The following is a 15,401-nucleotide window of genomic DNA, read 5'->3' on the forward strand; positions in this document are numbered from 1 at the left end:
AAATGAATTTGTATTTTGACTGTGTAATTGCAGGTACAGGCCCCGCTGCTTGTGCCTGCGCTTTAGTGCTAAAAAAGGCGGGGGTTAATGTTGCGTTAGTCGCAAAAAAGAGTAACAAACAACCCGCCTTTTCAGTGGGAGAGTCACTTCCAGGAGCGGCTTTGCCATTACTGAATAGAATAGGCGTCACTGATTTGGCTGAGCTGCTGGCAAAGGTGCAATTTAGTCGCTGTACTGGCAATGCATCGGCATGGGGCTCGGACCAATGGCATAAAACGGATGCTATTCAAAACCCACAAGGAGGAGGTTGGCATATTGATAGAGCCGCATTTAATCATGCACTTTTGAATTTTACTGTTTCTCAAGGCGTTACTTTGCTTTGTTCACAGGTATTAGCGGCTGAGTATAAATCTTGCTGGCACGTGACGCTTAAAGCGAAAACTGATGTATTGCGCTGTGATTATTTAATAGATGGCACAGGAAGAGCATCGTCGCTCGGTAAACTGATTGGTCGCAAGAAGATTCATTTAGACAAGCAAATGGCAATAGTGGCTTGGTTTGAATCTAGTGACGATGATCAAGAAAAAATGACCAGAATAAAGGCTGTCAGCGATGGCTGGTGGTACAGCGCGAGGCTGCCAAACAAATCAGCAAAAGGCTCACCGATAAGGGTGGTTGCTAAATTTATGTTGCCTGAACAATCAAAAGCATTAAACACGCCACAAGCTTACTTGAGGCAACTCAATAATAGTGCCCTTTTACCTGTCGAGTTTAACGTGTCGCAAATACTCAGTGGCCCCTATTTTACCGATGCCAGTGTGAGTAAGTTAGATGAATGCAGTAACAATACGCTGCCATTTTTAGCGATTGGAGATGCTGCATTAAGTCTAGATCCCCTTTCATCGCAAGGCATGTTTTTTGCCCTTTATAGCGGTATTAAAGCTGGTGAACAAATTATTGAAGCAAAAGCCAATCAAACTAATCAATTCGCAAATTATGATAAAGACATCAATGCGGTTTTAAATGCTAATCAAAAGGCAAGAAAACACTATTATGTGAGTGAGCATAGATTCGCTGAAAGTGAATACTGGCAGAGCAGGGTGTTATAGTCGCTTAAAACTTGCTTAAGATTATGTGAGGGGCTAGCGCTTTTCGCCAAAGTGCTAACCCTTTTAAGTCCGCATTACGTGAGATTTTACACTGGGCTTACTCGCCTTAGTCTGAACAACGCCAATGCGGCAACAAACAGCACCAATAGCGCACTGCTGAACAAGGCGACAAATTCTATTTTTGTCGCTGATTTTTTTGCCTGAAATAATGGGAAGTTTTCTATATCTATTTTTGAAATTGGTTTGGCAAAGAATAAAAAGTCGTAAAAATAGTGACGCACTTGCTGATGGTACTGTGCCACTTCTTTGAGGTAAGACTGACGATCTTGCTCTGCCGTGTTGGTTAACTGATTCAGTTTAAGCTGAAAAAACAGAGTCGGCGATAGTTTACTTAAGTTGTTTAAACTTGTTTGACGCGCATCTAAATTCTGTAAATAACTTTGCCATGCTTGCTCAACCGCAAGATCGCTTAAATGTTGCTGAGCAAAATACCATTTCCAATCAAATGCCTCGCCAAGTGGAGCTGTATTTTGCCAAGTCGGTTCATGCTTTAAAAACGCATCAAGAGCGGCTTGTTTGTCTTTATCCCACCCATCGTTCATCGTCATTCGCTGCTGTAAGGTAATTTGCAAAGGGGTATTGCTATTAAACTGTTGGCTTAAAAACAAATGAATGGCACCGGGAATTAAAATAGCCAGCAAAACCCAGCTGCTTAAAAATGCCAAACTGTTAAATACACTGCTCTTGCCTAAGCTCATAAGCCATGCGGCTAGTGCGAACCAAAACAGCATATAGACGGTGCAGGCAATGAGTACAAACGCAAATAGCGCATCAAGTTTTATCGCAAGCGCCCAAGCAGCCGCAAATAGTAAACCGGCAACTAATCCCCAAATAACCGCAAAACGCAGGAGTAACTGTTTAAGTATTAAACTAAACGCGCTTTTGGGAAGTGCATTTAACATTCGCCATCGGCCAGCATGTTGTTCATCTGAAATTAAAGTGACGGTTAAAATACCAATGACCAAAGGCAGCAGATAAACCAGCACAAACCCTAAATCTAAGCCCCCGGCTCTTTGTTGTGTGGGGTTAATAAACTCACGATTATAAATTTGGCTTTGTAATGACAACGCGCTTACTTTTAACGCGGCCATAGCTGTGCGTGATTCTCCAACAAAGAGTGCAGCCCACGGGCCAAGTTGCCATTGTGTTGGTGAACTGGCGTAATAAGCCAACGAACCTGCCTCGGGCAGGTTTTCACGTTGGCTCACATGCTCGCGCTCTTTTTGAAACACGACTTGCGATTTGTATTGATCGACTCGGATTGATTTATAACCCTGTGCTCCCTGGTAGATTGCGAAAAGGCCAGCAACCACAAATAAAATTAGCACGATTTTATTGATGTAGCCGGCGAAAAGTCGTTTACATTCAAGCTTAAACAGTTGCATAAATCCTCCTTTGCATAGGCGCTGAAACTAAACAAGTAAATATCAAGGCAATGGCAATCAAGGGTAAAATCCAAAAAAATGAAAACCCTTTGAGAGACCAGCTTAAATTTGGTGCTTGGTAGTGGAAAGGCTCAAATTCCTGCCAATAAGATTTGCTGACTTTCTGCGCACGGTCGTTGTGCAGATGAATTTTATGAGTGTGTAATTCGTTAAGCTTTTGGATCCGCGCATAGCGATGTGCTTCAGCTTGTTGTTCAAAATCTAAGAAGTGTTGGCTATCAGTTCGAGTCAGAGCCATCGAAAAGTCACGTACAAACAAGTAGGGGTTGAGCCAATAAAACGCACGAATTACGGCATGCTGCTTAGAAAATTGTTCAAGCTGTGCCTGATAATGCTTTTTGTACACTTCAGCGTTTAGTCGCTCGCCCTCAATCATTACTAAACCGCGATAATTAACCGGCAATTGCTCAATAGTATCGACGTTATATTTCTTTAAGGTGTCGGCTTTAAATTGGTTAAAGTAAGGATCATTGGGGTTGTGGCTATTACCAATTTTTCGGTTGTCGAGTTTGATGGCTAATTCAAAGTCGTTTCTTGCTTTATGAGGATGCTGAGTGTGGGCAAATTCAGCCAATATGCGAGGCATTAAAATGGTTAAAATGAACCAAATTGAGGTGAGTAACACCAGTGCTTGTTTTGGGCTTTTTACCCAGCTCGATACTATTAATGTAATACCAATCCAAAAAACACAGTAACCAAGAAATACAAAGAATAATATCATCAGCCTAAGCGGCTCTTCTGAGCTTAATTGAAGACCCGAGATGTGAGCCAGTAGCAAAGCTAAAACAAATACAGGCAAAATAAAGATAAGAGATAGCAACAAATAGCTTAAGCTCTTGCCGAAAATGACTTGCCTGAATGAGACGCCCATCGACATAAGCTGACGCAATGTGCCACTACTTTGCTCAGCACTGATACTGGCAAATCCCATGGCGATGATAAGTAGAGGCCAAATAAGTAACAATACATTGGCACTACTGAGTTCGGAGAATCTGAGTAAGCTACCTGCGTCTTGATCGTTGGCAAAATTTGCACTGTTTTGCTTATGCGCTTCAAGAAAAATACTATCGCCAACCCAGCTATTCACACCGACATCAAAAAAGCTCAGTACGCTTGGCTCGCGAAAGGCAAAGTGACCAAAATGTGCAACCCGGTGGGGGTGTCTATCAGGTTGAGCGAGCCACTGGGCTTCTACTAAGTTTTGAGCAGCGCTTTGGCTTGACACACTTTTTTGGTATTGCTGCCATCCAGTGAACAGAGCAATCATTAGTAAACACTGCATCATAAAAAACAGCAGCCAAAGGCTGGGGCTTCTTCGTTTGCTGGCGAGCTCGTGCCGAAAAATTGCAGTAACTTTCGCATTAAACATGAGTATGGATCCCTTGGTTATTAACTGGCTTTGCGAATGAGGCTGTTACCCGAAATCAGTTCGTGATAAGTCGCTTCGAGCGTGTTGATAGACAGATTTTTATTGTCGAGTAAGGTGAGTAAACGGCCTTGATCCATAATGCCAATCTTGTTTGCTAAGGTGTGGGCGCAGTAAAAGTCATGGGTGACCATTAAAATGGCAGCCCCTTTTTGGGCTAGTTGCTCGATGATGCGAATAAACTCTAAAGTCGCACTTGGATCGAGACCTGATGTGGGCTCGTCGAGTAACAAGACTTTAGCTTGGCGCAAAATTGCAAAGGCGATCCCAACTTTCTGGCGCATGCCTTTGGAATAGTTTTTAAGGGATTTTTTGCGAGCGTTCATTTCTAACCCTGTTTCATCTAGGGCACTGTGAATATCAGACTCATTGATTGTTAAGTCAGATAAATTCGCCAAATATTGTAAGTTTTCAATGGCATTAAATTCAGGATAGAGATTAATTTGCTCAGGAATATAAACTAGCTTGTGTTTGCTGTTATCACTTTGGTGCACATTCACAGAATCGATTAAAGCGCTGCCGCCGTCGGGTTGTAAAAAATTCAGAAACAAGTTTAAAGTGGTGCTTTTACCCGCCCCATTTGCGCCTAATAAACACATGATCTCACCTTGCTCAACTTTAAAAGAAAGCTCGCAAAGCACCTGTTTGTCGGCGAATGATTTGCTTAAATTAATGGCTTCTAACATAAAGGGTTCCTTTTAATTAGCCACTTAAATAAATTTAAGCGGCTGGTAATTTAGACTTTAATAATTATGCCGATTGAGTAACGGGCACAAGAAAGCTCGCAGAGCCTGTAAATGCACCATCTTCAATAGAAAACTGCGCGTTTTTGTAATACACCAACTCTTTAGAAAGCGCTTTTTTACAGTGCGTAGGAAAGAAGGCTTCAAATTTAACTTCTGTCAGCGAATTGACCGTGCGTTTGAATTTAATATCAAAGTCTCGCAGATACACTTCGCCAGCTTTTTCGGGAAGCTGATTGTCCCAACAGCCGTAAATAATGCCCAGTTGTGAGATCCATAACATGGCACTTTGCGCGCTAAAGTGAAATTGACCATCTCCGGGCATTTGAAAATGATCAACGTTGATTTTGGCCCGTATGTAACCTGGCTTGATCTCGACGCTGCTAAACGACATTTTTTCTTCACGCCAACCATTTTCCAAATACTCAGACATGTAAGCTCGTTGCTGAGCTTGAGTGAGTTGTATCATCTGTTTTTCCTTACTTAATGATAGAGTGGGTTATTGCTTGCTCTGACTCAGTCTCGTTAGGAGCGCTGAGCAAAACAAAGTTTAAAAATGCGGTGAATAGGCCAATAACAATTAGGCAATACCAAGCGAGGTTGGTATTTATATGTGCAAAGTCGAATGCAGTACCGACTAAGCTGCTGCCTGCAATGAGCCCACATCCAGCAAACAAATAGAAAAATCCATAATGTGTTGCTACAGACTGGTTGTTCGCTAATTCAGATATTTGGCTGAGAATAAAAGGAAAACTGACTAAAGTGCCAAGGGTAAAAACGACGCTGAGCACACCTAACGCAAGCCAGAATAACAACTGATTTAGAGCGGTAAAGTTTGGGATAAGTGCTGCAAAAGCGACGCCCATAAGTGCAATGCCAATGCTTATCCAGTGGCGCGGTGTCAGATATTTTTCACAGAGTTTAGTTACAGGAAATTGCAAAAAAATCGCGATAACAGCACACAAAATCATCACCCAAGCGATGTGTTCATGCGTGTATGCCTGCTGGGTAAGATAAAGTGGTATTGCAAATGAAATCTGATTTATCAGCATAAAATAGCCGCTCATTACCAGCGAAAACATCACAAAGCGTTTATTGCTCAGCACGTTTGTTAAGATACCGCCGCTTTGATGAGAAGGATTATGAGAGTCAGAGGTTTTTTGGGGGAGGGTGCTTTTGTCACTTTTGAGTAGTTTCAAAAAGATCAGCGCAAAAAGCGCAAATGGCAATGCAGCGATAACGCATAGCAACTCAAAACTTACTGCAAGTAACAATACACCGCACAGTGGGCCAATTAGTTCTCCGGCATTTCTGGCGATGCCAACTAATGAGAACATTTGTGCGCGTGTTAATACTTGTTGAGTCGCAAAGTAAGCTTGTGCAGCAGGAGTGAACAAAGCGCCAGCAAAGCCGGTTAACAATGCGGCGCTAAAAAGCAGATAAATATTGTCAGAGAATAAAAATAGGCTAAAGCCCAACGCCCTTAATAAACATCCAATTACGATAGGCTGTTTATGGCCAAGGCGATCTGCAAGCAGCCCACCAATTAAAAATAGTCCTTGCTGGCAAAATGATCGCACTCCGAGTACAACACCCACCAAGGATGCACTAAGCATTAAGTTGTCTGTTAGGTAGCCGGCTAAAAATGGGATCAGCATGTAAAAGCCGAGATTAAAGACAAAGGCAGCGAACAACATACAGCGGAACTGCATGGGTAGTTTTAAAAATGAATGAAAAGCAGTCATGGTGTTTACAGCGGCTTTTGGGCAATCAAAATTGAATGAAAATTATCGGCATAGGTTTGAATTTTCAGTTTTAATTGAAAAGGAGAAAGCGCCTGTTCGCAAATGCTGGGATAAAGTAAAGTCCGCAAGTTAAACGCGGTTCGAATAACCATTAATGTGCCGGGCTTAACGTGTTGGTAGAGGTGTTGAATAATTTTATGCTTGATGGTTTCGTCACCGACTAATGCGGCAAGCCAAACAACGTCATAGTCAGCTAGATCTTGCTCAAGACAAATATCATTATGAATGAAAGCCATTTTTTCATTAGGGGGGAGGGCATTACATACGGCTTTACCTAACAGGAGATCGGCTTCGTTAATATCTAAATTGGTGATCTCATAATGATGTTTTGCCAGCGCAATTGAAGTAAGCGGTAAAGCCCCTGAGCCAACCATCAATACTTTTTTAATCGTATTAGGAGTCAGCGCTTGTATCGCGTTTATTTCTAACCCAGTCGCCCTTTGATAATGCTGGTAATACGGATATTGCTGCGTTAAATAAGCTTCTGGTGATGGGTTTTGAATGATCCGTTCTGCCCAATAGCGTTCATATAAACTCGATGCCTGACTAAATAAGCTTTGCATCTGTAATTTTTTCGCTTGGATTGCCGGGTGGGCTAAAACCTGTTCAGCCTGAGCTGCGCTCACTTGGTTTGAAAGTAAGTTTAAAAATTGATGAAACAGGTGCATCGTTTCATCATTTATTTGTAATTTGGACAAAGCTGTAATGGCGTTAAATTGCTTGAGAATTTTATCAGCGTGCTCGCACGCTGCAATATCATGGTGTGTTAGCGCATTCATAGTTAAACAATTTCCTTATTTAAACTGGCGTAGTAAAGAGGCGTATTTATCGGCCGCTTTGGTTGCAATTAAGTTGTGATTTAAGAGCCGCAGGCATGCTTTGCCTGCGCCTCATCATTGGTTTTAGAATTGATAAGATGTTGAGAGTAATACTTTTCTTGGCTCTCCCGGTTGTACCCACATCTGCGTATAAGAATTGGTGAAATGGGTTTTATCAAATAGGTTGTGCACTTTGGCACTGACTGACCAATTATTGTTAATCTCGTACTGGGCGAAGAGGTTAAAAGTCACATACGAGGGCAAATAAAAATCGCTGCCGCGCTGACCTAACCGCTCATCGACATATTGAAAACCTAGGCCTGCAGAGGCGTCTCGTCCAGCTATTTGGTAAGCTTGAGTAAGCTGTAAACTGGCTGAGTTTTCAGGAATATTCAGTAAGTCATCGCCTTTTTTAATGCTCACATACAAGCCCGTATCAACGGCGTCTTTTTCTACTTGGGCATCTAAATAAGCGTAAGAAAACTTCAGAGTGATATCTGCGGGCAATTGACCTGCAATATCTAGTTCAAGTCCGCGGCTGCTGGCTTCGCCGATTGCAGCGTGATAACCCGGATTATTTAGGTCGGCCACAATAATGTTGGTTTGCTCGCTGTCAAAATAACTTAAGGTGACTTCGAGGCGGTTATCAGCTAGTGAGAGTTTACTGCCGACTTCAAGTGATTCACTCTGATTCGGTGCAAAAGTACCTCCTTGATAGTCGGTACCAAAATTTAAACGATAGCCTTCGGCATAACTTGAATATAAAGACCAAGCGTCACTGAGTTGATATAACACACCAAACTGAGGGCTAAAGTGGCTTTCTGCTTGGTCGACTTTCAATTTTCTTACTTTGTCGTCAATGGTCTGCTTTAAATCATCAAAGCGACCGCCAATACGCACTTGCAAGGCATCTGTTACAGCAATCTGATCTTGAATATAAACACCTGTGGCCCACTGATTTTGTTGTCGAATTATTGCTGGTGTCATCTCGCCTGCAGTGTATTGGCCATACACGGGGTTAAAAATATTAATGGCATATAATTGCGCATCGCTCGGCTGGGTGCTTAAGTTTGGCGCACGCGCCACGCGATAGTCGCGGTCGAAGTCAAAGCGGTCGTAATCTATGCCAGCCAGCAGGCTGTGTTTTAGCCCCGTGGTTTGAAAGTCACCAGCAAGCTCAAAACGGACAACGTATTGCTCGGTGTCATAGGCTCTTTGGCGATGTTGGCGTGTTAATGTTTGACCATCGAAGTAAAACTTTTGTCGTTTTGGCGACACGTCTGCATCGCTTGATAAACTGTCTAGTTCAGTTTGTCTAAAAGCAACGGCCGAACTTAACTGCCAAGTTTCATTGATTTCATATAACCACTGTAATTGATGACCATGTACCGAAGTAGTAGTGGGGCCATCACTTGGTTCACCTAAAAAGCGTTCAATGGGTAGAAAATCAAAATTTCCGTTAGGGGCAATGATCCCGCGGTCAAAGGGAATTTCTTGCTCGGCGTACTCTAAGTCATAGGTCCAGGTTGAGTTGGCCGATTGATCAAATTGAAACGCAGCCGAAATGCCATGCTTTTGCGTTTCTATGGTTTCTCTAAAGCTATCTTCTGTTTGATAAAAACCAATCAAGCGTGCCGCCGTGTCGTTACTAAACGTGGTATTAATATCGGCTTCAAGGCGTTGATGTTGACGGCTTCCTGCAGTGACAGAAAGTTGAGTTGAAGATGCAAAGGTCGGCTTTTTAGTAATAATATTAATTGAACCACCAGGTTCGCCACGACCGAATAAAGCGGCTTTTGGGCCTTTGAGCACTTCAATGCTTTCGATCCCTGATACGTCTCTAGGCCCAGAAAATCCGCGGCCTGCATTAAAGCCATTAACCAAATACCCACTAGGTACATTTTCATCACCGAAAAAGCCACGAATGGCGAAGCTATCCCATAAACCACCTAAGCTATTTTGTCGGCTAACCGATGCTGACATATCAAGTACTTGGGTTAATCCTGTGATACCTGCTTGGGCAATCAGCTCTGAGTTAAATTCAGTAACGGCTTCAGGAGATTGTAAGTAGCTAAATTCGCCACGATAGGCTTGTCGTTGTTTGTTAACTTCAATTCTTTCGATGCTTGATACATCTTCTGCATGTGCAAAACAGGCTGAAGCAATTGAAATGGCGAGAAGACTTAAACGGCAAGTACGAACTACGGGGGTCATTATTAATCCTTTTAATATGTTATACCATATCAAATTATCATGGTATTTTACCCGTGTTAAGAATTAATAGATGAAATTAGGAAATTATTTTTCTAATTTAGAAACATAAATAAGAGGGAGAGATATTTGCAAAATAGTCAGTTGAGTATGAATTTAAAGCTTAATTCTATTTGAAAATCGGGTTTGGTTTTTTGTTAGGTTGTTGATATTTTTAGCCGGATTGTTTTGGCCGCTTGTTAGGGTTAAGCAATAGCATATAAAAACTTAGCAAGCTTCATATAGCTAGCGGCCGAGTTGGTGTTACAAGCCTTGCTCAACCATCGCTTTAATTTTTAGCGCTTTTTCGAAATGATCTAATTGATGGGTTTTTATCCACCAAGTGGCAGCTTCCATCAGTTGTTCAGGATCGTCGTTTTTATTGGCAAAGAACGCATAAAACGATACCCCGACGGTTTCGCCTTTTTTGGCAATCTTTTGCTCACATACAGAGATGATTTTATCTCTTAAACTTTGACGCATTGTTATTCCTTGAAGTCACTCTAAATTGAAGTCGCATGTTAACTGAGAGATGTATGTTTATGAAAGCAAAATAGTTTATAGAAGGTGGCAAGTAAACGTACAGTATATAAAGAAAGGTTAAAAATAACCGGCTCAACATCCTGTAAAGCCGGCCATGACGCATCTAATTTTTATTGTTGTTATGACTCTGCAAATTTGCAGAAGCTATTTTATATCAAGTAATTATGGATTGATTATGGAGTGCGTCGTTTTTGCAGCAATTTACTTGTCAGTAATTAAACGATTTACTCATTGTGCTAATTCAATCCAATTCGATAATAAAGGTTGTCAAAAGTGTTTTGTTAGCCGTTGTTGATTTCCTAAATTAATTACCATATACGGCCTGCATTAGAGCTCGCAGCACTTGTTGGTCTTTTTCGCCCTTTATCAAAGTTTTTAAACGAGGTTTTAGTTCAGGATCGGTTTTAGCTTGTGCTGCTAAAGCCTGAATAGACGCTAATCTAATCTCTCTTGGCTGTGATTGGCTGTAACTAAATAAACCATTAATTTGCTGGTTATCTAGCTCATTATTGCCCATAGCGCGCAACAATGATGCTTTAGTGTCTTTGTCAGTTTCGACACCTAGCTGCTCGGTGATGTATTTTAAGCTTTTTTCGTTGGGCATTTTGCCAAGAGAGTCAGCGGCTTGCTGCCTAAGTTTTGGCTCGCTGGCCGTTAAAAAAGGTGCAATTTGATCTTGCTGCTCGGCATTTCCGCTATTTCCGAGGGCTGCTAAAATACTGACTTGGCGTGAAGTTTGAGAAGTCTGTTTTAACTGTTCAACTAAACGTTCTCCCATATAAGTCGCAAACTCGCTCCCAGCCTGATTTTTCGCAATCACACCCAGTACCATCATGGCACTATTACTTAAGCGTCTTTGCTCACCAGTGCTGGTTTGGCTCGCAGACTCAAGCACTAAATCGACCAGTTTTGGGTCTAGGGGCTGTTCGGCATATTTTAAGCCCATTAAGCTTCTGAATCTTTGCTTGCCTTGAATTTCGTTATCTAGGTAAACGTCTACCAATAATTGGTGGGCGTTTGGCGAATCGTTTTTACCTATCATCAATAGCAAACGACCCATGGCTTTATCACTCAAGCTATTGGATTTAATCAGTTCTTTCAGAGCCTCAAGATACTGCTCGTTATCGTAAAGCAACTGGGCCAATGCTTCGCTACTGAGTTTGGCAAGATCTTGTGCTCGTAGTGTCGAAATAAAAGTTTGTGCGTCTTTCAGCGGTTGTGCTGGTGGACGAGGATAGAGCACTTTAGCACTGAGTTGTGGCCATTTTAACGGGTTTATATCTAAGCTGAGCAGCAACGCGGCGCTAGGAATAGGCGCTGGGTTTAAGCTAAATTGAATATTTTGCTCAACAGAGATTTTGATGTCTCCGCTTTTTGTTTTTACTTCGGTATGGTTTTGGCCTGTAAGCTGTTTTAGGCCGCAGTGATCTAATTGCAATTTAAATTCATCGGTATGCAGCTTTGGGGTCGCAAAATCTAATAAATTAGCACCCTGCTTAGCATTCACATATTTTAATTTTTGGCGTGTTAGGCTGTTATCTGGATTGCTTTGATATTGCACCTTGTATTGGCCTAAGTTGTCAGTTTCGGTGAGCGTCAGTGGAGTAGTAATATCGCGTTTATGAATATGCTCAATATGTAGGCTTTGGTAGATCGCCAATAGCTTTTGCTCATCGGCGGGTTTTAATTTTCCTGCAAAATGATGCTCAACAATCGCTTTTGTTTGGCGATTAATTTTTACAGCAAACGGCACACCGTAAAGCTCTGCGCTAATGGGCTTTTTATCTAAAAAAACCTTAGGATTAACCATTTGTAGCCCCAGCCAGTAGTGCTTTTCATCTTTGAGCAATGGTCGATAAAGCAAGTTGCCAGATAAGACCAATTGATTCTCACTCGGCTTATTGAGTGTAATCATGTGGGTGTTTGCTTGGGTTTTAAACTCGCCCCAAAATGTGCATTGTGTGCTCGCTTGCACGCTACCAAAAGGCAGCACACAAAGCGAGGTTAAAAGCGTGAATACTTTTTTATAGTTCATGGTTAAAACTTAAAGCTATCGCTGTAGTTGATCATTTGCCAAGTTTTATCGTACAAGGCACCCGTGTTATAGAGAGTTTTTGTTGCTGTTTTTGTTGGGAATGAGCAGCAGAACTTATAACCCGGATATTTCACCCATAAATAAAACTCACCTTCGATGGCTTTCATGTGGTTGCTGACATCAATACCGTAACCAATCTCAGAATCAGAAAGTGCTTTGCTAATGTCGACATAAGCGGTTGCAGAAAGGGTGTCTGAGATAATTAAGAAATCGACACCAATACCACCACTGGCAATCCACAAGTCAATCCCTGCCGTTGCATAGGCGTCAAGGCTTGCGCTAAGCACGTCACCACCAATACTGAATTGCTGGTTTTCGTATTTAAGTTCAGTGTTTACGCCAACCGAGCCGGTAATACCAGCCGATACACTAATAGGAACAATGACAATGGTAAAAGTGGTAGAGAATAACTTTTGTTCTTCTTCCCAGTCATAACCATAAGATTCATTCAGCGCAGTGACGGTTTCTGACTCTTTGATTAAGCTGTTACCCAATAAAGACACATTCATCGCATAACTCGCTGTACCATTTGAGCCATTTGCAATGCCAGAAGCACCAGCAGAGAATAAATTTACATGCTTGTTGAACATATACAGGTCAAAACTACCTGAGGCAACCGTCCATGCAAAGCCACCATTCACTGACATTAATTGCACCCAAGACAAAAAGCTTGGCACTACGGCCACTTTAGATTTATCACCATAGGTTGCAGAGTAAATTTCATATGCCCATAAAAACCCAGGTACATTCACAAAGCCTGAGATCCCTTGTGGGCCGTCTTTGAGTGCATGAGCTGGAGCAAAACTAGGTTGTTGTTTTGCAGCGCTGCCTTCATCTGACGTCACTGGCGCCGTTAAATTATGCTGCTCAAGCCAGCTTTCATCGGGCGCTTCATGATCGTATAACGAATATGGTACGGTGATCTTGAGGGTGTTATTCTCAACGTTTGCTTCGCTATGTGCCGATAAGTCTTCGATTGTGAAGGTTAACTCGAAGGTGTTTTCGTCGGCTTCTTTGTCATAACTTTGCTGCAGTTTGTCTAGCAAAATGCCATTAACGGCGATGTCATAAGGGAAGTAATGGCTCTGTTCGTGATCTGCAAATTTGATCTTCATGGTGTCATGATAGACATCTTCGCCTTCTTGCCAAAAGTGGGCATCAAAATCAACACCTGCCACAGTGACTTTAGCCGATACCATGGCTTCATTAATGAGGTGGCCATATTTGCTGGCATCAAAATGACCAACAATATCAGCACGTTTATGAGAAGGTGCATTTTGAGAGGTGGTTTCTCTTCTTCCTACATCAGGAAACATCGCAAAACCATCGCCGACATTTAATGTGTCAAGTGCAAAGTCATGGTAAAAGGTGCTATCGATAGTGATTTTGGCAAATGTTGGCGCGTTATCGCTATAGTCTCGAGAGCGGTTATCATCTGTGTTCGCTTCGTTCTCAATCAAGTTCGCACTATCTACATAGGCGGCAATAACATATTCATCGCTTGGTATTTCCTCATTTGGCAGCATCAGTTTTGCGGTAAAACTGTGCTCGCCGTCGGCAAGCTTTGCAATGTAATGAGTGCCAAGATCGTAGCCCTCAGGCTCTTGGTGTGAGCTTAGCTGCTCAACTTTGTCTTTTGCGATTGCCATAAAAGCAACACCAACATGCTCAGTTTCTAGCAGTTCACTACTGATTTTAAAATCAATTTCAATGGGTTGCCCAGGTTGAAAAGTGTCTTGCTCTGGCGATGACACGGATTCGAGGCGAACATTCGCAATCGGTTCAGGTTGTTTTAATGAGCTTTGAATGTCGTTGTCAGCATCACTAAAACAGCCACTGAGTAGGGTGATGACACTAATACTTAGTAGGGTTTTGCGCATGGTTAGGTTTCCTTCTCTCTAGTGTCGCAATATTGTCAGTAAAATGTGGAGCTAATATGGAGTGTTTTTCGATATCGAAATTGAGTTTTTCGTTATTGAAAAATGGCATTTCATGCTTTAAACGAAGCGGTTTAAGGGTAATTCTTTCAGTATGTTACGATTTGATGAGCCTCTTTTATAAATGCTTTGAAACAGCTTTATTACCAATTTGCGTTACCGCTCTTAGAAACTCGCTTTCACTTTGTTCTTCAGGTTAAAATTTAAGTATTAATAATAAATCTAATAAAAAGGGATTATTTTGCAGTTTAGAGAGTTTGTTTTTCTTTCATCAAAGCGAGTTTTTGCGCTTGCTTTGTTGTTTATTTCCGTGTCCTTAGCGGGCTGCACTTTTCTATTTGACGAGGCCCATGGTTACCGCGGACCTGTTGAAATAACCATTAAGACGGAAGATGGCTCAATTCCTCAGTTCCCCTTTTTAATTGATACTGGATACGCTGAACCAGGTGGACATGGTGGAAGTGGTCATGAAAGGGGATATGATTATTTAAAGTTGGCATATGCCGGTAAAGTGGTCACTTTTCCAAGAGAGCGTTTAGACTTATTACAACCTAATGCATACGCTATGGTTCACTTTGTAGTCCGTCATCCAAATTATCATATACAAACTTTAAGTGTAGGTTTGGGCCCGATTGACGCTGATGACCCTCACAAGCTCACAATTACAGTTAAGCCATTCGAAGACATGATGCAAGTGATAGCTGAGCGTGCTGAAGCCTTCAAAATTAAGCGAATGCAATTTCAGCCGGATTCCAGAGAATACAAATCAGCAGACTTCACTTATCAACAAGAACGCTTTGTACTAGGTAGGGCAATACATAGTCAAATAGATAAAACAAGAGACGTATACCTACCTGAGCTACCGTTAACTCTTCAGCAAGAAGTAATTGATAAGTATCAACCAATTTTCAAAAAGTGGTACTACAGTGTGCCAGAGACTGACTGTCATAACCAAGTGCTCTGTAAGTATCAAATATTAGAACCTCGAAGGAAAGAATATGAAGGGTTGTAAATTCGAAGGAGTGTTGTTTTAGATACATTGTTTGGTTGAATATGTCGGCTGTTATCCATTAAAAATAGTCGACAATTAATTCAACTCTTTTAAGGCATTTTTCAGCGAATAAAGTCCTTGTTGATTCGTTCTTTTCTCTCATTTTCTTCCATTAGGGT

Annotated in this window: 12 protein-coding genes; 2 read left to right on the plus strand and 10 right to left on the minus strand. The window is 41.8% G+C overall.

All coding sequences use genetic code 11. The features are described from left to right. Nucleotides 1–2 precede the first annotated feature (2 nt). The gene (locus tag ACH784_RS21040; RefSeq protein WP_404395740.1) at nucleotides 3–1,109 is read left to right on the plus strand and encodes an NAD(P)/FAD-dependent oxidoreductase; all 1,107 of its coding nucleotides are present in this window, start codon (nucleotides 3–5) and stop codon (nucleotides 1,107–1,109) included. An 86-nt stretch (nucleotides 1,110–1,195) separates the two neighbouring features. Here ACH784_RS21040 and ACH784_RS21045 read toward each other — a convergent pair whose 3' ends face one another. The 10 genes from ACH784_RS21045 to ACH784_RS21090 form a co-directional block, all read right to left on the minus strand. Beyond that, the gene (locus ACH784_RS21045; RefSeq protein WP_404395741.1) at nucleotides 1,196–2,554 is read right to left on the minus strand and encodes a DUF3526 domain-containing protein; all 1,359 of its coding nucleotides are present in this window, start codon (nucleotides 2,552–2,554) and stop codon (nucleotides 1,196–1,198) included. Continuing rightward, on the minus strand, nucleotides 2,541–3,983 hold the full coding sequence (locus ACH784_RS21050) for an ABC transporter permease (RefSeq protein ID WP_404395743.1): 1,443 nt from the start codon (nucleotides 3,981–3,983) through the stop codon (nucleotides 2,541–2,543). The genes ACH784_RS21045 and ACH784_RS21050 overlap by 14 nt, the downstream gene beginning before the upstream one ends. A gap of 20 nt (nucleotides 3,984–4,003) precedes the next feature. Next, nucleotides 4,004–4,726: an ABC transporter ATP-binding protein gene (locus tag ACH784_RS21055; protein ID WP_404395745.1), complete on the minus strand. Its 723-nt coding sequence runs from the start codon at nucleotides 4,724–4,726 to the stop codon at nucleotides 4,004–4,006. 64 nt (nucleotides 4,727–4,790) lie between these two features. After that, the gene (locus ACH784_RS21060; protein ID WP_404395746.1) at nucleotides 4,791–5,252 is read right to left on the minus strand and encodes a hypothetical protein; all 462 of its coding nucleotides are present in this window, start codon (nucleotides 5,250–5,252) and stop codon (nucleotides 4,791–4,793) included. A 10-nt stretch (nucleotides 5,253–5,262) separates the two neighbouring features. Beyond that, nucleotides 5,263–6,528, minus strand: a complete 1,266-nt coding sequence (locus ACH784_RS21065) for an MFS transporter (RefSeq protein WP_404395748.1) — start codon at nucleotides 6,526–6,528, stop codon at nucleotides 5,263–5,265. A 5-nt stretch (nucleotides 6,529–6,533) separates the two neighbouring features. Continuing rightward, on the minus strand, nucleotides 6,534–7,367 hold the full coding sequence (locus ACH784_RS21070) for a nicotianamine synthase family protein (RefSeq protein ID WP_404395749.1): 834 nt from the start codon (nucleotides 7,365–7,367) through the stop codon (nucleotides 6,534–6,536). 123 nt (nucleotides 7,368–7,490) lie between these two features. Beyond that, nucleotides 7,491–9,620 (minus strand): TonB-dependent siderophore receptor, encoded by a 2,130-nt coding sequence (locus tag ACH784_RS21075; RefSeq protein WP_404395751.1) that lies wholly within the window; start codon nucleotides 9,618–9,620, stop codon nucleotides 7,491–7,493. Between the two features lie 300 nt (nucleotides 9,621–9,920). Next, on the minus strand, nucleotides 9,921–10,139 hold the full coding sequence (locus ACH784_RS21080; protein ID WP_404395752.1) for a DUF6500 family protein: 219 nt from the start codon (nucleotides 10,137–10,139) through the stop codon (nucleotides 9,921–9,923). Nucleotides 10,140–10,503: 364 nt separating this feature from the next. Continuing rightward, nucleotides 10,504–12,234, minus strand: coding sequence for a HEAT repeat domain-containing protein (locus tag ACH784_RS21085; protein WP_404395753.1), 1,731 nt, complete (start codon nucleotides 12,232–12,234; stop codon nucleotides 10,504–10,506). 2 nt (nucleotides 12,235–12,236) lie between these two features. After that, nucleotides 12,237–14,174: a hypothetical protein gene (locus ACH784_RS21090; protein ID WP_404395755.1), complete on the minus strand. Its 1,938-nt coding sequence runs from the start codon at nucleotides 14,172–14,174 to the stop codon at nucleotides 12,237–12,239. A gap of 298 nt (nucleotides 14,175–14,472) precedes the next feature. Here ACH784_RS21090 and ACH784_RS21095 point away from each other — a divergent pair, with 298 nt between their 5' ends. After that, nucleotides 14,473–15,243: a hypothetical protein gene (locus ACH784_RS21095; RefSeq protein ID WP_404395756.1), complete on the plus strand. Its 771-nt coding sequence runs from the start codon at nucleotides 14,473–14,475 to the stop codon at nucleotides 15,241–15,243. The last annotated feature ends 158 nt before the right edge of the window (nucleotides 15,244–15,401 follow it).

The organism is Pseudoalteromonas phenolica (assembly GCF_044788725.1).
Lineage (GTDB): Bacteria > Pseudomonadota > Gammaproteobacteria > Enterobacterales > Alteromonadaceae > Pseudoalteromonas > Pseudoalteromonas phenolica_C.